Source organism: Candidatus Bathyanammoxibius amoris (assembly GCA_024451685.1).
GTDB classification, from domain to species: Bacteria; Planctomycetota; Brocadiia; order Brocadiales; family Bathyanammoxibiaceae; genus Bathyanammoxibius; species Bathyanammoxibius amoris.
Genome location: JAMXCW010000001.1, coordinates 15,032 through 34,733, shown reverse-complemented (window position 1 = coordinate 34,733; position 19,702 = coordinate 15,032). Strand labels below are relative to the sequence as shown.

Here is a 19,702-nt window from a genome sequence, read left to right as displayed (position 1 = left end):
TCATTCTGAATGTATACGAGAAAGATAAAAATCTACCTCAAATTCACTGCCGGGTTCAACGTCTATGTCTGTATACACGGCGGTGAGTTCTTTCCTGTCAAAATCCTCGTGCCAGACGGCCAGCTTGTACGTGCCGGGAGGGATATTTTCAATATTAAAGCCGCCGTCTCCGCTCGTCAAACAATAATAGGGGTTATCTCTGGTCACTATCCAGGCGGACATCTCCTGGTGGAGATTGCACCCGATTCGCACCGTCTCCACAAAATCGAATTTTTTCAGGACGGGTTTGCCTGCCGATGGAATGGCCTCGTTAAATGACGCGTTCTTGCCGGAATAGGAGTGCACATTGTGCATCTCAGGGTCCGCGTTTCTAAGCTCTACCGTGCCGCCCACGGGGATAACTGTAACATGCGGGACGAAGACAAAATCCTTCTGGTCTATAAAGGGGGTTCCCTCACCTGAAAATCTCGTGAAGGGTTTGCCCCGCCGTATGCCCTTTATGTAGACGACGGCGTCTTTGACGTCGATTACGGCCTTACCGGAAAAAAATCTGATTACACCGGAGACGCTGCTGCCGTTTTCCACACGGATCGCATTATACTTAAGGGGTGTCTCCCTGACAGGGGCGGCTGCGGACCCCCCCGCTGGGACTTCAACACCGTCCTGCCAATTATGGTGTGCCGCGGCCACGGAACTCAGTAATAAGATGGCAGCAAACGCCAGCGGCGGAAGATAACAATTGGTTAGGGTCGGCACTTTTCGCATCATAATATTTCGAGTATTTTTACATATACATGATCTGATGATAACCAGCCGCCATAGCGGGGCCGGCAAGAAAGGCCCCGCCATATCCGTGGCTTAACTCGAACAGAGACACGCAATCCGTCAGCACGCGCTCCCGGATTAATGACAGTAGTTGGCACCGCCCAGTATGGTCACTGCCCACGGGCCACTGCCAACGTTGGGAATAACCGAGACACTGTCGGTCGCTCCGTCTATCACATAGACGGAGTTGGTGGTGGAGCATACCAGATACACCTTTTCCCCCGCGGGGTCGGTAGAGGCAGTTTCCAGCGCCATCCGGCGGCCCAGCTTCAGCCGCTTAACGTCCACCATCTTATCCATGTCGTACACGGCAACGGCACCTTCATTGCTGAAGATGGCATAGGCCTTCTTACCGCCATCCACAAAGTTAATGCCGGTCATTCCCGAGCCGCCTTTCATAGTGGCAACGACCTCGTTTGTATCCGTGCTTATGACACTGATGGTCTCATCACCGTTATTGGGAACCAGCATGTACCTGCCGTCGGGTGAAGAATACGCACGCCACGGCTCCATTCCCACCATAACGTCGGCTACGACGCTGTCGGTGGCGGTGTCGATTACCGTCACGGTTCCGGAATCACCATCAGCGGCGTAGGCGTATCTGCCGTCGGGAGTAAGGGTTACGTTAGCTACACCCTTTATCTCCGTAACGTGCCCGCCGGAGTTGAGCGCGGCCACCTTAAGATGGCTCCCCACGGCAATCCGCTTAATAAGACTATGGGTCTTTGTGTCTACCACTCCTACCTCATGGGCGCCGAAGTTGGCGATATAGGCCTTTGAGCCGTCGGGTAAGAAGGTCACCCCGTGCGGCTCGGCAAAGCCCTCTATCCGGGCCACCTCTTTATATGTGGTAAGGTCCACGGCGGATACCGTACCCTCGTCAAAATTGCCTACGTAGGCAAACCTGGAATCGGGTGAGACACTAAAATGTTCAGGGCTGGCTCCCACCGCCACCCGGGCCAACATCTTGCCGGAGGCGACGTCAAAGACCGTCAGGTCGTTCCTGGCAGTACCCGGCACTACCAGTTTCTTCCCGTCGTACGAGAGCATAGCCATGTGAGGCGCACACGACGGGCCCATTTCAAAACGGCTTACCGGCACGTTGGTCGCGGTATCAATTGCAACGACGTCGTTACTGTCCCTGTTGGTAACAAATACGAGAGAACCCATGTCCCGCCCTGAGAGTGACGCGGCATTCGCGTCAGCGCAGAGAGAGGACATCACCACTGCCGCCGTAAGGGCGGCCACTGCAAAAAATCTTGGCATAGTCATACCTCCTTTTTATGTCTTCGTGTTAGAAATCCATCTGAACCCTAAACCCAAATGCGGATAGGAGATCTTCATCAACAGTCTTATCCTCCCCGTTGCCGACAGAGTTAAGAAATACCTGGGAGTCAAGTGAAAGCGCCATGCGGTCTGTTATAAAAAAATTGTAGTACACCTCCATAAACTCCTCTTTTTCCCCACCGGGCAACTTAAGTTGAGAGAATGCCAGTCCGGTGTGGTCATTTTTCCTGGATGGAAACGGTGACTCGAGCCCAAGGCCCAGGCTCCACGTCCACTCCACCTCTCCCGGGGCCGTATTGCCGGTAATGCCATATCTGCTGAATGCAGTCAGCCTGTCGGCGAACTTCTGGTCGAAACTCAATCCAAAAGCACGGCCACGGTCTTCACCATTGTACCTGCCCCAAAACCTGTAATTCCCCTCGCGTCCAAAGAGGAATTCCGGGGCATAGTAGTCTAACTCCGCTATCCCGTAGAGCCTGTCAGTGACAGCTTCGCCTGAGTTGTCGTTACTCTGAAGTCCGAGACCGAGGCTGAAACCCTTTTTTGTGTCAAAATAGCCGACAAGTCCGGGGGCGTTATCAGGAAGGGAAAGGGCCAGGTCGTTGACAAAGGTGCTGCCGAGGAACTGTGTGGTCTCGTCGTTGGCTACCGCATTCATGTCGAAGTAGTTGGACAGGTCTATCTTGCCCGCCACTAGTCGCAGCCTTTCTTCCATAAACGTAGACTGCAGCCAGACCTCTCTGACGCTCACCCTGTCCAGCCCGTCCTCGTCCTGATGGGAACCCCTGGAGACGTCGTCGTTCATGTTATTGGGGGTCCTGGAAAAGATGTTCGGGCCGCTTCCCCCGATGGACTCCAGGTTTACAAAGAGTATTGAGCCTGTCATGGGTCTGTGCAGGAAGAATAGGTCAAAAGACCCCTCGGCGGATGTTTCGTCATTTTTGTGGCTGTTCACTGACTGCTGTACAACACCCGTCGTGCTCAGGCCCACGGACACCCGCTTCTTAAGCTCCTCCTCCATCATTGTCCCTATCAGGCCGGAGACGGTCTGCTTGCGGGCGTACTTGTGCCTCCTGTAGGTAAACCTCTCTCTCTGGGGCTTGTCACAGATGTAACACCTGTAGTCGGGGCTTGGGTGGTCATAGATGTGCCCGTCGGGACAGACCCATTCCCTGACCCTTCTTATCTCTCCGATCGGCTCCAGGGCAAAGGTCTTCTCCGCCACGTCCTCAAGCCTCTTGACGCGTTCTTCAAGCCGCTCCTTCTTTTGAGGATGGAGAGGTTCCTCCGCCACCTCAAAACTCTCTGATACGGGCACAGGGCCGCGAAACTCTTTCAGTTCTGACTCCAATATCGCTATCTTTTCTTCGTTCTCGACCATCCGGGCCTTCAAGTACTCCACCTGATTCATCATGTCTCTGAGCTGCTTCTCATCACTATTTATTGCCAATGCCGCCTCGGCAAAAACAAGGGAGCAAATTGCGCAGCAGAATACGTAGCTCAATACTATCCTCCTCTCCCCTCGGAAACGGGATAACGTTACGCGCAAGACAGGTTTCCTGGCTATCGGTTCGTCCTACTCCCTGCGCCTTCCCGTCCACATAACATAAAAGAACGGACAGTGGCCTACGTGCAGGTTTCGTCCCCGTTACAGTTGCGGGGCAGCGGCAGATTATTGATACTGCCTTCCCTTACATCTTGCACAGATTTAGTTTTTAATTAATAAGCGTTCGCTGGCCTGCCTCCCAATAAAAAAACCCGCATCTTTTCCCTGCGTGCAGGAAAGAATGCGGGTTAATCGTCATGTAACACTTCACGCCTCCTGACCACGAGGTATACTATGAAGCATCTACAGGCAGGTTTTCTGACTATCGGGTCTTCCTACTGGCTGCGCCTTCCCATCCACACAATATAAAAAACGGACAGTGGCCTGTTGCAGCGTTCGTCGCCGAATACAGCGGCGGGTCTCCGCGATGGACTCACACCATCTTCCCTCTTAGCCCACACAAACGTGGACACCTGTAGAATGATTTTTGGGATTCTACTCCCCATGTCCATCCACTGTCAAGGGTAACTTTTGGCACCTGAAAATCCAGGAAAGGAGGCATCGGGTGGTTTTGCGGGATCCTTATTCCTTCACAAGCTCTCTGGCGGCCTGATAAACCTGTTTTAGAAACTCAGGGTGTGATTTGACGGTGTCGCGTTTCTCAAGACCCTTGAAGAACAGCTCGCCCGCGCATTCTATCTCAAGCGTACTGAACACGGCCCTTACGGTCTGTCCGGAACCGGCAAATATCTTGTCATCCGCCTGGCTGATGGCCGCTGTCGAGATAAAAAGCCCCTTCGGCCGCTTATCGCCGCTTCTTAAGGGTTTTTTGAGTATAAACCTCCGCGCCCACAGGGCCTGACAGCGGTCTATCAGGGCCTTGAGCTGCGCGCTAACGCCCAGAAAATACAGCGGCGAGGCCACGACCACATAGTCCGCGTCAAGGAGCTTCCTGTAGACCTCTTGCATCTTATCTTCAATGACACAGTCCCCCGTCTCCCAGCAGTTGCCGTATGACATACAGGGCGATATGCCGAGTTCACTCACTACCAGCTTCTCCGTCTTAAGCCCTGCATCGCCTGCCGCCCTGATTACTTCGTCGAGAAGGAGCTCGGAGTTGCCCCCACGTCTAGGGCTTCCTGCAATGGCCAACAACTTTTTCATTGCTCCTGGTTTCTGGGTCACGATGTCGGGCGTGGACTGTGGCCGGCATACCTGCCACAATCGCCATCAGGTAGTGAAATTACGCGGTCTGTCCCTGTATCTTCTGGGTAAAGTACTCCATGGTCTTTACCAGTCCCTCTCGCCTGTCTACCTTCGGCTCCCAGCCCAGAATCCTCTTCGCCTTCGATATGTCCGGCCTTCTGACCTTGGGGTCATCCTGCGGAAGGGGTCTAAAGACTACCTTACTCTTGGTGGACGTTAATTTTATAACCTCCTCGGCCAATTGTGATACTGTAATTTCGGCAGGGTTCCCCAGGTTTACGGGCCCATGTTCATCTGACTCAAGGAGTTTGTACAGTCCCTCGACCATGTCGGATATATAACAAAAGCTGCGTGTCTGTGTACCGTCGCCGAAGACAGTAAGGTCTTCTCCCTTGAGGGCCTGCGACATGAACGCGGGCAGCGCGCGGCCGTCGTCCAGGCGCATCCTCGGGCCGTAGGTGTTAAACAGGCGGGCTATCCTTGTATCTATTTTCTCATCACTATGGTAGGCCATCGTAAGGGCCTCCGCAAAGCGTTTTGCCTCGTCATACATACCCCTGGGTCCCACGGGGTTTACGTTTCCATAGTAACTTTCCTTTTGTGGATGATGTTCGGGGTCAGGATCACCGTACACCTCAGACGTAGAGGTCAAGAGGAACCTGGCCCTCTTTGCTTTGGCAAGGCCCAGGGCATTCAGCGTGCCAAGCGAGCCGACCTTTAGCGTTGGTATGGCATTCTCCATATAATCCTTGGGACTCGCAGGAGATGCCAGATGCATGACCGCATCCACCTCACCTTCAACGACTATGTATTCTGAAACATTATGCCTTATGTATGTAAACTTCTCATTATCCGCCAGGTGAGCAATATTTTCTTTAGTACCCGTTATAAGATTGTCAATACATATAACGGTGTGCCCCTTTCCCAGCAGATAATCACAGACATGAGAACCTACAAAACCTGCACCACCGGTGACTACTATACGCATTGTTTGCCATGGCTCCTTTTATACATAGAGAGTTAATTCTATAATGAACTTTCCCCTCGATTGCAAGCCAAAAACCTTTTACACCGTTTATAGTCCTTTGACAATAGTGTCTTTTGCCGATAAACTGGGCATCTTAATCCACATATTATATACAGACGGTCTCAAAGGGTAGCAAATGAAATTTACCAAGATGCAGGGCACAGGCAACGATTATATATACGTCAACTGTTTTGAGGAGAAGGTCGCCAGCCCGGGCAGGCTTGCCCGGCGTATGAGTTCAAGGCACTTCGGGGTGGGAGCAGACGGCCTCATACTCATAACACCCTCTAAAAAGGCGGACGTCGGGATGCGGATATTCAATGCCGACGGCAGTGAGGCCGAGATGTGCGGCAACGGCATCCGGTGTGTGGCGAAGTATGCCTATGAACACGGTCTTGCGCCGAAAAAGAGGATGAAGGTAGAGACGCGCGCGGGAATAAAGACCCTTGAGTTAAAGGTCAAGGGCCCAAGGGTCCGGGCGGTAAGGGTGAATATGGGCCGCCCCGGCCTGCTGAGAAGACAGATACCCATGAAGGCAAAAAAGGTCATGAAGGGAGGCACGGCAGGGGTTAACACACGTGTCATAGGCGAGTCCTTCAATGTGGCTGACAGGACCTTCGACATTACCTGCGTGTCCATGGGCAATCCGCATTGCGTCATATTTCTCGACCGGCTGAAGGGGTTTCCGGTGGAAAGATACGGCCCCCTTATAGAGCGCCACAGGGCCTTCCCCGATAGGACCAACGTCCATTTCGTTGAGATACTGGCGAAAGGAGAGGTCCGGGTAAAGACCTGGGAGAGGGGATCGGGCCGGACCATGGCCTGCGGTACGGGAGCGGCGGCGGTATGCGTTGCGGGTGTGCTGAACAAGAAGACCTCGCGGAAGGTTCTGACACGCCTGCCCGGGGGTGACCTGACGCTTGAGTGGTCAAAGGGCGGAGACGTCTTTATGACCGGCCCTGCGGAGGAGGTGTTTGAGGGGGTATGGGGGGGTTAGAAAATCTCAGGAGGTTGGCAGCGCGCGTTTTAGTATCTTGCCCGTGGGGCCGTGGGGGAGTTCCTTGTGGAACTCGAAATACTTGGGTATCTTGTAGTGCTGGAGCTTGTCGTGGCAGAACTGCTTGAGTTCGTCTTCCGTCACCTGCTGGCCGTCATGCAGCACTATGAACGCCCTGGGCACCTCGCCGCGCATCTTATCCGGCACACCAACCACCGCTACCTCAAAGACCTTGGGGTGATGACTTAAGACGTCCTCAATCTCCACCGGTGAGATGTTCTCGCCGCTTATGATTATGAGTTCCTTCTTCCTGCCCGTTATCTTCAGGAAACCGTCCTCATCGAACCTGCCATAGTCGCCCGTCTTGAACCAGCCGTCAGGGGTAATCGTCTCTCCCGTAAGCTCCGGCTGGTTAAGGTATCCCTTCATGATGTTCGGTCCCTTGACCCAAATCTCACCGTCCTGGTTCGTGGGCAGTGAGGAACCGCTGTCGTCCACTATCTTTACTTCCAGATTGGGCAGGGGCTTTCCGGCAGTGCCATATTTGTGTTCTTCGGGGCTGTTTACAGAGACCATAGGGGAACATTCCGTCAGGCCGTAGCCTTCAATAAGTGGTAGTTTGAAGGTCGATTCAAACGAATTTATTATGTCCATAGGCACGGGTTCACCGCCGGTCACAGCAAGCCTCAAGCTGCTGGTATCGTGACTTGACGTCTGGGCCGACCTCAAGAGCGCCCTGTACATCGACGCCACTGCCATAAGGACGGTCACCCGGTGGTTTTCGATGTTTTTCAGCACCTTCGGTCCTGAGAAACGGGCTACGTAGATAACCTGTGCACCGAACATCACAGGCAGTGCCATCGTAACAGTGAACGCGAAGGCATGGAAGAGCGGCAGCGTGCCCATGAATACGTCCTTCTCACTAAAGCCGAAAGGTTTGACACAACCCTCCAGGTTGCTAATGATATTCCTGTGGCTGAGGACGACACCCTTGGGGTTGGCGCTGGTCCCGGAGGTATAGAATATGGCCGCCGTGTCTTCCGGGTCTCCTGTCTGGAACGAGACAGGTGCCGAGGGTTTTGCCGCGGCAGACTGCATCTGGTCCAGATAAATACAGTTCTTTACCATCGGCTCGAGAAGTTGCTTAAAGTGGCTGACGGTAACTACCGTGTCAAGGGAGGCGTCCTTGACTATATAGCCGACCTGCTGCGGGGACAGGAGGGGGTTTATGAAGACAGGAATCTGTCTGTTAAGGAGCAAGGCGAAGTAGCTGGCGACACACTCCTTGGAGCTGGGCATGCATATGCCTACGTTATTGCCCGGCCCGAACGTCTTAAAAAGGCCGGCCATGCCGTGCGAAGCGGCTAAGAGCATACCGTAAGTAAAAGAGCCTCTTTCGTCACTGACAGCGGTCTTATCGGAAAAACTCTCACATCCCCAGAGGAATTTTTCTGTAAGCGTCATTTACCTCAGTTGTGTGAATACTTTCTGGCTTTGGTCTTCTTGACCTTGCCCCGCTTCTTTTTGTCGATGCCCTCGCTGTCTACATCGAGAATGTCTGCGTACACTACCTCTCCGTAGTCTTGCTCATAGCTCTGACTTTCCAGCCCGTACCCCTCTTCTTCTAACTCCTTACACTTCACACAGAGTGTGGCGTATGGGAGGACCTCCAGCCTGTCCTTACGTATGGTACCATCGCACACCTTACAGACACCGTAGCTGCCCGAATTGATGCGGGCAAGGGCGTCCTCAATCTCCTTCAGCTCGCGGAGCTCCGCCTTAGCCACAAGTGCGGCAAGCTGTTCCGTTGACGCAAGAGAAGCTACATCTATGACGTCAGGAAGCCTGTAACCCCCTGAATCGTTACAGTCCTGGCTGCGGCGCTGTATGGCCTCAGCCAGATACTCTCTTCTGTCGTAAAGTCTGGCTTGAAGCTCTCTTATGACCTTTTTCTGTATTTTATGCATTGCACTGTCTTCTCGTAACCTTTATATATTACTTATAATCAATTTCGTTCATTTTGTAAACAAATTTTTAAGAACACAGCGTCAGATCGGTAGTGACTTATGTATAAACCACTTAAGAACATAAGACGGGCAGGAACGAAAAACATTGACATTCAATGAGGGCAAACTAGAATGGCGTTTTAGGATGAATGGGCGGAAGTGGCGGAACTGGCAGACGCGCTAGCTTGAGGGGCTAGTGGCCGTAAGGCTGTGGGGGTTCGACTCCCCCCTTCCGCACCAAATACTGTTGCAGGTTTTTTGTGTAAGTATCAATATTAAAGGCTGCAAGGGTACTTATCCCAAGGCCGGCCTACATCTTCTCTATTAGTAAAACCAGTATAAAAATTAAGGTAAACATACAGAAACCCATAACGGCACTGACACCTGCTTTCTTGAGTTTATTCCACCCGTCTCCCGTCCTGTGGGACTCCCCTACCGGAGGTATTGCCAGGGTCTTCATCTGCCATCCCTCTCTTTCTGGTATCCTGTAACCTGTCTTTTTAAGGCTGCGTACTTAATACGCAAGAAAGCAATCTCTGTGCCATGGATTGGGTCTATGAGCTACATCTTCCGGCATGACTCCCTAAGTCCTTATTTTTACAGAGGCTACCGTTAATCATTCCATTTCCTCTCCCTGCGGTCCTCTGCCTCATAAGACTGCAAAACCTACAAATTTTGTAGTATCGGCTACAAACGACGTAAGCACGGCATATATTTTGCGTTTGATTCAGCATGACAGACCGGCTCAGACGGGAAATTGAGACTTCCCCGCCCGAGGATTCCTGTTTACATTCACAATCGCACATATATAATCAAGCTTTTATCACGCTGAGGGAACACCTTGACCCGTTTAAGATAAGGCGCGTGGATGGATAGCAGGATGTGGGAACTGCTCGGGATAGTGGCTGCGGCATATACCACCGGCCTGATACCCGAAGAAACGATAGGCGTCTCTATCACAGACCGTTGCTTAAAATGTTAACTTTGGAGGGCACTATAATAATCTTAAATTCCCCAAATTATGTTTTTAGTCTATACTGGTATTGCTAACTCTTCCGGGAGAAACATGACATGAAAATCGAGAAACAAAATACTATAGACATAGAACATATAAATGAAATGCTGAAAGATGCAGATTCAACAAACCTTTTCTTCACCGATCTGCTTGGCAGACCAATGACCTTAACCGTAAACCCAGATGATATTTCAGACATAATTCAGAATGGGATTGGGTTTGACGGCAGCTCTATTGCCGGTTTTGCTTCAATTGAAGGCAGTGATAGGATTTTAAAACCAGTTATGGAAACTTTTCATGTACTAAATTTTGGGGAAGAAAAGGTCGGATTCTTTATGTGTAAAATATTCGACCAGCAAAATAAGAGATATTTAGCGGACCCCAGGTTAATGCTGGAACAGGTCTTAGCAAAAGCAAAAAAAACTTTCAGTGCCGCCTTTCTAGCAGGAGCAGAACACGAATTCTTTTTAATAAATCAAGACACTCTTGAAGAATATGTTAAATCCGATCTTGAAGAACGTGTTAAATCTGATCATGCAGGATATTTTCATATCGATCCTTATGATAAAGGAGACCCGGTTCGGAGAGAGATTATTAGTGTCTTAAAGAAAACTGGAATAAAATTTGAAAAGGCACATCATGAAGTATCCGAATCCCAACATGAAATTAATATTGTATGCACAGACCCTCTTCAAGTGGCAGATGAGACTATATTATTTCACTATGTAACACGAAAAGTTGCAGCACAATTCGGGTACCATGCTATTTTTATTCCTAAACCATTTAACGGACAAAACAGAAATGCATTCCATATTCATCTAAGTATGCTGGACCAGAATATGAAGAATCTATTCTATGACTCTGATTCTCAACATTCTTTAAGTTCAACGATGAAACACTTTATCGGAGGTCTCTTGCAATACGCAAGAGAAACTTCGATTATTATGGCTGCATCATTTAACTCATATAAGGCGTACGTTGTTGAAAGAGAAGCTCCAATTGTAAGAAGCTGGGGGCTTACAAATCGAAGTTGCATGGTTCGAATTCCATGGGCGAAAAACCCACAGGCTACAAGACTTGAATTGAGATCACCTGACCCTTCTGGAAACGTTTATCTCCAATTAGCCACTCTTATAGAAATGGGATTAAAAGGAATTCATGATAAACTGGACTGCGGGGAACCGGAATCTCAGAGTATATACGAGAAAGTTAAGCATTCAAAAGTATGGGATGATAGATTTCTACCCAAATGTATGTTTGAAGCTTTAGTTGAAGCAGAGAGAAGTCAATTCTTGAGAAGTATTATGGGAGAATTACTTTATGATAAATACATGGGATTAAAAATAAAGGACTGGGAGGAACACCGAACACATATTACTTTGAGAGAAAGAAGTAAATATATTGATATTTAATTAATTCTTTTCTATTTTATTGTGTGCTATTTCGTTGGGATCTGTTTGAAATTTGAGGAAGACAAATGTACCAATTAAAAGTTGAGCCCTGGCAAGAAGAGGGGCAATGGCAAGAACAGATTAAGAGCCAGGTCAATACACTGGAAAAGCTGAGCCAATATATTACCGTCACTCCCGACGAAGAGAAGGCAATAAAAACATTAAATGTGAGATGGGGCACAACACCGTATTATGCATCTCTTATGGACAAAAACGACCCTGATTGTCCAATAAGAAAAATGGTCATCCCTTTAATGAAAGAAAATGAAAACAAATATGGAATTCCAAATTATTTAGTGTTCAAAGAAAACCGGGAGGAAACCGATAGATTTGGGGAAGAAGGGAAAAGGCCTGACAGTGTTGCAAGACAGTATGATGACCGGGTTGCGTTCACAGTAACCGACGTATGTGCAAGTTATTGCAGATATTGTTTTAGAAGAGAAGTTGTAATTGATCAAGAACTAGATTTACGGCTCGATGCCAATGAAGGGTTAGAATGGATTCAAAAACACGAAGAAATTCGCGATGTAGTAATGACCGGTGGAGATCCATTAATGTTGTCAGATGAAAACATTAAATATTTAATTGATAGCCTTCGAAGTATTACACATCTTGAAATAATTCGAATTCATACAAAGATGCCAAATACATGCCCTCATCGAATAACAAAAAATCTTCTTGAGATATTAGGAGGAGAGCACGATATTCCAATTTGGCTGAATGTTCATATTAACCATCCAAAAGAGATTACGGATAAAACAAAAAAAGTGGTCTGGGATCTGCTCCATGCGGGTATCAACGTTGGAAATCAAGGTGTAGTGCTGAAGGGCATCAATGATGACGTCAATACCTTCCAAAAACTTCATCAAAAGCTTTTATCTGTTCGTATAAGACCGTATTACATGTTTTATTGCCAGCAAGCACCTGGAGTAGATCACTTTCGAGCGCCTATAGAAAAAGGCGCAGAATTAATTAGAGATGGACTTCGCGGCCATACGAGTGGGCTTGCACAACCAATGTACGTTGTCGCTTCAAATTTTGGCAAGATTCCGTTAATGCCAGACTACTATATTTTAGAAAAAGGTGAAAAGGCATATAAACTTCAAAGTTATAAAAAAGATATAACTTATTCTCCAAATGTTCCTGAGTAATTTGTTTACTTTTTTAAGATTTCTCTTCAGTTTCTTCAATCACTGGAATATGGTTTTACTCTATGGTTTCAGATAACTTTTTACCCACAATCCATGTCTCTGGAAGTAATTACGATATTGGTTTTCAAACTGGAAAAACTTTTCAAGACCGTATTAACTCCGTTTTTACTTCGAGTACAATTTTAAAATTAAATAAAGCCAAGGACCAGAAACATCCAGAATGGCTAGACCAATTATATAACCGGTCCAATGAAATATTTCCTCAATATATTCAAGAAATAAAAGGAATTGCAGACGGGGCCGGAATAAACTTCAGGGATGTTTTAATACATAATTTCCGGCACTGCTTATCGTCAGTTGACGGATGTGCAACTATTGTATTTAAATCCCCACAGAAAATAATAATCGGTCACAACGAAGATTACGAGCCTGTTATTGGCAAGAATTCTTATATAACTATTGCTCATTTAGAAAATAATACACAATTCCTGGCACTTACAAATGCTGGAAGTATTCCCGGTAATGCCTGGGGTTTTAACTCGCATGGATTAGTATTTGCCTTAGATTCTCTCCCACCCCTTCCAGATATAAATCCAAATTTAGGTTTTCCGAGGATATTGTTAGATCGGTATATTTTGGAATCACAAACGTTAAAAGAAGCCGTCCTGCGGACCCAAATGCATTCTCCACGCTCAGGAACAATGTCGTATACTATTATATCAATGAAAGAATTTCGAGGAATAAACATTGAAACAACATCGACCGAGACATCATTGACTGAAATTACCGATATCTTTTACCATGTTAATCATTACACTTCAGAAACATTTGAACATCTATCCTTAAATATCCCGGTGGGAACGTCTCGGTCAAGATATAAGAGAGGCAAGGAATTACTAAAGAGTGCGCCCTTTTCTAAAGAAGGATTTATCAAGATTTTGTCTGATAAGATTCTTCATTTTGACAATCGAATGGACGCGGTGGAAGGGTTTTTAACTACATTTTGCACTCCGATGTTTGAAATTTCAGCAGACTCAATTAATCTTGAATTATATCCACATGATTTTAGCGAAAAGGGGAAAATGTTATTTTCTCTTAATTCTCTCAATTAGAAAAGATCTCCAATTCTACACTGCTCAAAACGGAATACACCAGGGAGACAAGATAATAATAGAGGCCAACACCCTGTCGTTTCTAATTGCCATCGCCATATTTTACCTGGGCATCAAGCGTCAGGCAGAGAGAGACGAGCGAATATCAGCCATCAAAGAGGCCGTAGAACACGCTGAGACTTACCCGCCTGAGGATTCCTGTTTACATTCACAATCGCACATATATAATCAAGGTTTTACCACGCCGGGGGAATACCCTGGCCCGTTTAAGATAAGGCGCGCGGATGGATAACAGGATGTGGGAACTGCTCGGGATAGTGGCTGCGGCATGTACCACCGGCGGACTGGTTCCGCAGCTCCTCCGGGGCATCAAAACAAAGAGCCTCAATGACGTATCGCCCTGGCTCCTGGGGCTGGTGCTCATCGGCACCTTCCTGTGGTTTCTGTACGGGTTCCACCTCAAGGACAAGATTATAATAGGCGCAAATGCCATATCGTTTCTCCTGGCCGCCACCATATTTTACCTGCGCATCAAGTATCAGGCGGCGAGGGAGGAGCGGATATCAGCCATCAAGGAGGCCGTAGAACACGCTGAGACTCCCGCTAAATAATAGAGACAAAGGACACCATGAAAGACGACATTGAAAAGGTAGTAATCACCGAAGAAGAGATAAACAAGAAGGTCAAGGAGATCTCCCGAACGCTTGCCGAAGAGTACAGGGACAAGGACCTCACGCTTATCGGCATACTGAACGGCAGCCTTGTGTTTCTATCGGACCTTATCCGGCTTCTCCCGTTTTCCCTGCGGCTTGATACGATAGGCGCGTCAACCTACTGCAGTTCCACGTCCCCCAAGGCTGAGACCCTCCTGCTCACCAAGCTCCGCGTAGACGTCGAGGGCAGGGACGTGCTGCTGGTGGATGACATCATAGACACGGGCAGGACACTTCGCAGGGTGGTGGATGACATAAAGAACTGCAATCCCAGGTCGCTAAAGACATGTGTGCTTCTTGACAGAAAGAGCCGCAGGAGTGAGGATATCAGTCCCAACTACACCGGCTTTGAGATAGGTGACGACTTCGTAGTAGGCTACGGGCTTGACTATAATAACCGCTACAGGAACCTTCCCTGCATAGCCGTCCTCAAACCCGAATGCTACACCAGAGGGTAGACCGCTCCTGTTTCCCTATAATAATTAAGACAAATGGACAAGACACCTGAAAAAACCAATATTCCTTCCGCCCCGGTGAATGAGATTCACAAGCTCTGCAACTGGCTTACGGGAAGTCTCGATATGGCGGACAGGTTCCGGAGCGCGTCCGCGGTCACACCCGAATACGCCTGCATCACAAAATACCATCCCTATTATCTAGAAAACCTTAGAGAACCCGGAAGACTCGACGAGGCCCTCTCAAAACTTGACGACAAAGGGGCTGACCGCAAAGTAGTAAAAAAACTTATCTTCAAAGGAGCCCCAAAAATAGGCAAGACCCGGGCCGTCTATGAAAAAGTCTTTAAAAGGCTGGGCGACTTCATCGTATTCGCCCCGTCCCCCGCAGAGCTTGGCAGACTCGAGAGCCTTAATATCCGCCCCATGTCCACGGTTAAGGGCCTGAAGGTGGCACTCTTCCTGGACGACCTGGACGAGTACGTCATTAATTCGTGTTTGGATTTACGGGGCCTCGTTTCACGTCTTGAAGGTGCCTGCGACAGATTACTGGTAGTAGCCGCCCTGCGGACGGGTGAAGAGACCGATAAGATAATGGAAGACCGGGAGGCGAGAAGGCTGCTTAGCAACTTTCAGGAAATAGGATTCAGAGAAATAAGCGAGGCTGAGGCCGGGCAGTTAGCCCGGGAGGTTGGGATTCAAGACTTTGAGTTCGATAACGCCACGCCGGGCTCCGTGGTCCTGGACCTTAAAGAGATGAGGCGCAGATTACAGGCACTGGGCAAGGATGAGCGCGCGGTCTGCACCGCGCTTAAGCTCCTGTCGCGTATTTTCATGCCTGAACCGGAGAAAAATCTCGTCAAGGTCGTATCCGACGTCATCTTCAGAACAAGTTTTTCAAAGGGATTATCGAAATGGAATCTCTGTATCAACAAACTAAAGGGCAATGACCTTATAATAGAGGTTAACAACTCTATCAAGGCCCCGCACCGTGACTTTTGTGAGAATGTGTATAATCCGGATTACGGCCCTGAAAGACACACCCTTGATGCGCTGGAAAAGATATTTGTCAATAATAAATACGCAAAAGGACTCCTGCGTCTGGGCGATTCCTACGCCATCCTATGGCAGGATTATGACAGCCCCGTAAGATGCTACCAAAAGGCGTCTAAGATTCAACCAGATAGAATCGAGGCCTGGATCAAAAAGGGAGACTGCCTCGTCAAACTGGGTCAGTACGAACCTGCGATGAAGAGCTACAAAAAGGCAATAGACATTGACGCAAACAACGCTGCAGTCTGGTACAAACGGGGCAACTGCCTTATCGAGGACCGCCGGTCCGAGGACGCCGTTAACAGCTTCGACAGGGTGCTTGAGATTGACCCGAACGATGCTGACGCCTGGTTCAACAGGGGCGTCAGCCTCGTACAACAGGGCAACTACAGAGACGCGATTAACAGCTACGACAGGGCCCTTGAGATCGAGCCCAGAAAGTTTAAGGCCTGGGTCAACAAGGGCATCGGCCTGACCGAGTTGGGCAGGCACGAAGACGCCATTAAGTGCTACACCAGATCGCTTGATATCAACCCGCGAAATATACTGGCCTGGAATAGCCTGGGCTCCAGGCTTGACCATCTGGGCAGGCACGAAGACGCCATAAAGAGCTACAACAGGGCCCTTGAGATAGACCCCGTGTTCGCCCCCGCACTATACAATAAGGGCCTCTGCCTGGAGAAAATGGGCAAGACCGCAGAGGCAAACAGATATAAAGAAAAGGCTCTGCAGCTAGACTCCCACCTGACCGACGCGCCGCCAGCGCTGGAAAACAATATAACGTGGCACCTGACCATAAAACCAGACAGGTTCCACTAAAATTTATCGACCTTAATGCCTGACACCCCCTCCCAAGCGCAAATCAATTTGCGGTCAAAGCGTGGCCTTGACCTACCCCTACAGAAATTGATTTTGTAGGGACAGCCCTTGTGGCTGTCCGCGGACAGGGACGAGCCTTGTCCCTACATTTTTTGTGTAGCGTGGTAGCTTGCTGCCACGTTTGAACGTCGGAGCAAGCTCCGACGCTACATTCCATGTGCCCCATAAATGGGGCAACTACGGGTTAAGTATCGCAGGGCTAAAGCCCTGCGGCACCCTCAAGGGGAAAAATCCTACAGATGAACAACATCCTCTTCGTGGTAGAGGGAGTGGAACAGTAATAAATATTCGCGGATGTGGCGGGTGATGAGGAAATTGTTTCTGATGTGTTCCCGGCCGTTACGGCCCAATTTCTCGCCTAACTCGGGGTTCTGCAATATCTGCTTGACCCAGAAGGCGGTGCCCTCAATGGTATATGACAAGAGGCCGCTGTATTCGTGGGCTATCTGAAGCGGGATACCGCCCACAGCGCTGGCTACCACTGGCCGGGACTTCCAGAGGGCCTCGGCCACGGTGAGCCCAAACCCCTCTCTGAGCGATTTCTGAAGCACAACGGCAGACGCCCTCTGCAGGGCGTTTATCTCAATGTCCGACGCGGGGGGCAGGAGCAGCACGTGTATATGGGGGTCATCGCCCGCCGCCTCCCTGACCTGGGCCAGCACCGCCTCGCCTTCCGGGTCGTCCGTCGCGCCTCCGCCGGCAAGGATGAGCTGGCAGTCGACGTTCTTTTTCACTATGCGGTAGACCTCTACCACCCCCACCGGGTCTTTCAGGTAATCAAAGCGCGATATCTGCGTTATTATGGGGAGTTCCGGGTCTATATTAAACCTCTCCAGTACACCGCTTATCTCTGAATCTTTGAGTTCCCTGTTCTTGGGGCTCAACGGGTCGATAGACGGAGATATGAGTGCCTGCCTTGTCTTCAGCGGTTTTGAGAACTGGGGCGCGGAGAACACGGAGGCGTCATACTTCTCTATAAATTTCTTCAAGAACTTCCATACCACGGGGTCGGGCGAGGAAAAATCCACGTGGCAACGCCATACCCATCTACTACCGTTATCATTTTCCCGCCGCTTTTTTATGAGACCGATGGGCTGGGAGTCATGGATGAACACAACGTCGCCGGTGATATCCATTGTCTCGACGTTGGCCTCTGTGGTCTCGGCAAACACGTCCCAGTCTTCAGGGGTAAACTCGACCTGACAGGCGTGGAGGGCATTGTGCATCTTCTTGGTTACCTCAAAGAAACGCTCACCTCCCTTTATCACGTCCCAGGTGGTGGAAACGCCCAGTTCATTGAGGAGCGGCACCATGCGGTTAAGTATCTCCGCCACACCGCCGCCCACCGCGGTAGAGTTCACGTTCTGAACCGTGCGGTCCCCGAACCGCTCGGCAAGGATGAAGAGCTCCTCTATTACGCTTTCACCAACGATGTCAGTGTATTTTCTAATAATCCCTGCCAACCGTCACGTCCTCCTCCTTAAGGCGTTTAGATATCATGACGACAATCCTGTTCTTTAGTCCCGCCAGCGTGTGGGTGTAGGGGTCTAACCTGCATATCTTTTCCGCGAGTTCAGCCTCGCCCAGGCTGGTTTCCAGCCAGAACGAGAAGTCATTCGTGCTGCGCCCCAGCCTCAGGCGCGCCTCAAACAGGTGGAAATACAGTGAGTCAATACTTACTTCCTGCAGGTATGTCAAGAATTCTTCAAGCGTCCGGGCCTCGTACGGCGTGTGGAAGATGAACGGACGCGATTTCAGGAAATAAAACTCCCCGCCTTCGGGCGCTGTCTTGAGAGACGACTTCCTGGCGGAAGCGAGGTGGTTCCTGATGGTGTCCGCGATTTTTTTTCGCAGCGCAGAGATGCTGTCGTAGTCACAGACGTTTATTGACTGGAGGAGTTCGCCGAGGACGGGGTCGTCCAGTATCTCCCTTACCCAGTAGGCGAAGTCGTTGGGCGGTTCCGGCGAGAGGTACTGGTACTGCTGCAGGAAGCGGTGGGTGTGATGATAGATTACCGCATCCTCAACCTCCTCTATCTGTTTAAGAAGTTCCGCGGTGTTCTTCGCCCGTCTCCCCGTGAGTTCCACCAGGTTCAAACGGGTGTAGAACCTGAAGGGTTGGGATGCCGTCTTGAGCGTCATAATGCCTGCCGCAAGCCTCCATATGTACAGCCGTTAAGGTACGTTTAAGACATTCTCCAACTCATACAGAAACCGCCTGATTCCACTGCTGTCTTTTGTGTAATATCTTGCAGAGAAATGGTTTGGCCGTGGTCCCACGTAAATGGAGACGTCGCCTTCATCGAGTATAGCGAAGGCGTCTTCATCGGTCAGGTCGTCGCCCGCAAAGATCACAATGGGTCTCTCCTCGGGAAACAGATTATCCAGAAGCCATTTAACGGTCATACCCTTATTGAAGGGTATGTCAGGGGTTATTTCTACCACCATCTTGCCCTGCCTCATGGCCAGACCGGGGTTTTTAGAGACGAGACCTCGCACCGCCTTTAAAACTACCTCATCCGTATCCCCGCGTGCCATGCGATAATGTATGGCCATAATGGGCCCTTTATTTTCAATCAGCACGCCTTTAATGTCACCCAGTTGTTCTTTCAGTTCTTTCTGTACATTCCGTATAAATTGAAGGGTCTCCTCGTCATAAAGTCTTTCTACGGGTTTTCCAGGGAGCAATATCTCCAGGCCGTGGTTGCCCGTGTAGATTAACCCATTCAGCCCGACCATGGAAGCTATGTCGCTTATGGAGCGGCCGGAGATTATACCCAGCGTGACCTTTGGGTGGCCGGACAACTTGCGGAGCAGTTGACGTGTCTCTTCGTCCAGCCGCGCCTTCTCAGGGGCCCTTTGAATGGGGACGGTGGTACCGTCGTAATCGAGCAGCAGGAGTATGTGGGGAGACGTCCCGGCTGCCGCGGCTATTTTGTCCCAGTCGTCGAAGAGGTATTTCAAAGTAATAGTATTTCT

General features: G+C 49.6%; 18 protein-coding genes, 1 tRNA gene and 2 riboswitches. Of the genes, 8 read left to right on the top strand and 11 right to left on the bottom strand.

Annotation, left to right across the window (positions count from 1 at the left end; genetic code table 11):
• The 5 genes from NOU37_00175 to NOU37_00155 form a co-directional block, all read right to left on the bottom strand.
• The gene (locus tag NOU37_00175) at nt 1–756 is read right to left on the bottom strand and encodes a carboxypeptidase regulatory-like domain-containing protein (GenBank protein ID MCQ4573656.1); all 756 of its coding nucleotides are present in this window, start codon (nt 754–756) and stop codon (nt 1–3) included.
• 147 nt (nt 757–903) lie between these two features.
• Entirely contained in the window at nt 904–2,091 is a 1,188-nt protein-coding gene (locus NOU37_00170) for a hypothetical protein (protein MCQ4573655.1), read from the bottom strand.
• A 28-nt stretch (nt 2,092–2,119) separates the two neighbouring features.
• Nucleotides 2,120–3,616 (bottom strand): carbohydrate porin, encoded by a 1,497-nt coding sequence (locus NOU37_00165; protein MCQ4573654.1) that lies wholly within the window; start codon nt 3,614–3,616, stop codon nt 2,120–2,122.
• Nucleotides 3,617–3,643: 27 nt separating this feature from the next.
• A riboswitch (cobalamin riboswitch) is annotated at nt 3,644–3,828 on the bottom strand.
• Between the two features lie 120 nt (nt 3,829–3,948).
• Nucleotides 3,949–4,150: riboswitch (cobalamin riboswitch) on the bottom strand.
• 90 nt (nt 4,151–4,240) lie between these two features.
• On the bottom strand, nt 4,241–4,822 hold the full coding sequence (locus tag NOU37_00160; protein ID MCQ4573653.1) for a flavodoxin family protein: 582 nt from the start codon (nt 4,820–4,822) through the stop codon (nt 4,241–4,243).
• A 79-nt stretch (nt 4,823–4,901) separates the two neighbouring features.
• Nucleotides 4,902–5,852 carry an SDR family oxidoreductase gene (locus NOU37_00155; GenBank protein ID MCQ4573652.1) on the bottom strand — a complete coding sequence of 317 codons (951 nt, stop codon included), beginning with the start codon at nt 5,850–5,852 and terminating at the stop codon, nt 4,902–4,904.
• Nucleotides 5,853–6,027: 175 nt separating this feature from the next.
• Between NOU37_00155 and dapF the strand changes: the two genes are divergently transcribed.
• Nucleotides 6,028–6,888, top strand: coding sequence for a diaminopimelate epimerase (dapF, locus tag NOU37_00150; GenBank protein MCQ4573651.1), 861 nt, complete (start codon nt 6,028–6,030; stop codon nt 6,886–6,888).
• Between the two features lie 6 nt (nt 6,889–6,894).
• On the opposite strand, the gene NOU37_00145 is transcribed toward dapF, so the two are convergent.
• A complete protein-coding gene (locus NOU37_00145; GenBank protein ID MCQ4573650.1) occupies nt 6,895–8,352 on the bottom strand; it encodes an AMP-binding protein in 1,458 nt (485 codons plus the stop codon).
• 5 nt (nt 8,353–8,357) lie between these two features.
• On the bottom strand, nt 8,358–8,855 hold the full coding sequence (locus NOU37_00140) for a TraR/DksA C4-type zinc finger protein (protein ID MCQ4573649.1): 498 nt from the start codon (nt 8,853–8,855) through the stop codon (nt 8,358–8,360).
• Nucleotides 8,856–9,047: 192 nt separating this feature from the next.
• On the opposite strand from NOU37_00140, the gene NOU37_00135 reads away from it, so the two are divergent.
• Nucleotides 9,048–9,134, top strand: a tRNA-Leu gene (locus tag NOU37_00135).
• Nucleotides 9,135–9,204: 70 nt separating this feature from the next.
• Here the strand turns inward: NOU37_00135 and NOU37_00130 are convergent.
• Entirely contained in the window at nt 9,205–9,354 is a 150-nt protein-coding gene (locus tag NOU37_00130; GenBank protein ID MCQ4573648.1) for a hypothetical protein, read from the bottom strand.
• A gap of 611 nt (nt 9,355–9,965) precedes the next feature.
• Here NOU37_00130 and NOU37_00125 point away from each other — a divergent pair.
• From NOU37_00125 to NOU37_00100, 6 genes are all read left to right on the top strand, one after another.
• A complete protein-coding gene (locus NOU37_00125) occupies nt 9,966–11,321 on the top strand; it encodes a glutamine synthetase family protein (protein ID MCQ4573647.1) in 1,356 nt (451 codons plus the stop codon).
• Between the two features lie 65 nt (nt 11,322–11,386).
• Nucleotides 11,387–12,511, top strand: coding sequence for a KamA family radical SAM protein (locus NOU37_00120; GenBank protein MCQ4573646.1), 1,125 nt, complete (start codon nt 11,387–11,389; stop codon nt 12,509–12,511).
• 62 nt (nt 12,512–12,573) lie between these two features.
• A complete protein-coding gene (locus NOU37_00115; protein MCQ4573645.1) occupies nt 12,574–13,623 on the top strand; it encodes a C45 family autoproteolytic acyltransferase/hydrolase in 1,050 nt (349 codons plus the stop codon).
• A 284-nt stretch (nt 13,624–13,907) separates the two neighbouring features.
• Nucleotides 13,908–14,234: a SemiSWEET family transporter gene (locus NOU37_00110; GenBank protein MCQ4573644.1), complete on the top strand. Its 327-nt coding sequence runs from the start codon at nt 13,908–13,910 to the stop codon at nt 14,232–14,234.
• A gap of 17 nt (nt 14,235–14,251) precedes the next feature.
• On the top strand, nt 14,252–14,794 hold the full coding sequence (gene hpt, locus NOU37_00105; GenBank protein MCQ4573643.1) for a hypoxanthine phosphoribosyltransferase: 543 nt from the start codon (nt 14,252–14,254) through the stop codon (nt 14,792–14,794).
• A 33-nt stretch (nt 14,795–14,827) separates the two neighbouring features.
• A complete protein-coding gene (locus NOU37_00100; GenBank protein MCQ4573642.1) occupies nt 14,828–16,663 on the top strand; it encodes a tetratricopeptide repeat protein in 1,836 nt (611 codons plus the stop codon).
• Between the two features lie 293 nt (nt 16,664–16,956).
• On the opposite strand, the gene NOU37_00095 is transcribed toward NOU37_00100, so the two are convergent.
• From NOU37_00095 to otsB, 3 genes are read right to left on the bottom strand one after another with little or no spacing between them, the layout of a single operon-like run.
• The gene (locus NOU37_00095; protein MCQ4573641.1) at nt 16,957–18,186 is read right to left on the bottom strand and encodes a glycosyltransferase; all 1,230 of its coding nucleotides are present in this window, start codon (nt 18,184–18,186) and stop codon (nt 16,957–16,959) included.
• Nucleotides 18,170–18,865: a DUF5752 family protein gene (locus tag NOU37_00090; GenBank protein MCQ4573640.1), complete on the bottom strand. Its 696-nt coding sequence runs from the start codon at nt 18,863–18,865 to the stop codon at nt 18,170–18,172. The genes NOU37_00095 and NOU37_00090 overlap by 17 nt, the downstream gene beginning before the upstream one ends.
• A 33-nt stretch (nt 18,866–18,898) precedes the next feature.
• Nucleotides 18,899–19,687, bottom strand: a complete 789-nt coding sequence (gene otsB / locus NOU37_00085) for a trehalose-phosphatase (GenBank protein ID MCQ4573639.1) — start codon at nt 19,685–19,687, stop codon at nt 18,899–18,901.
• Nucleotides 19,688–19,702 lie beyond the last annotated feature (15 nt).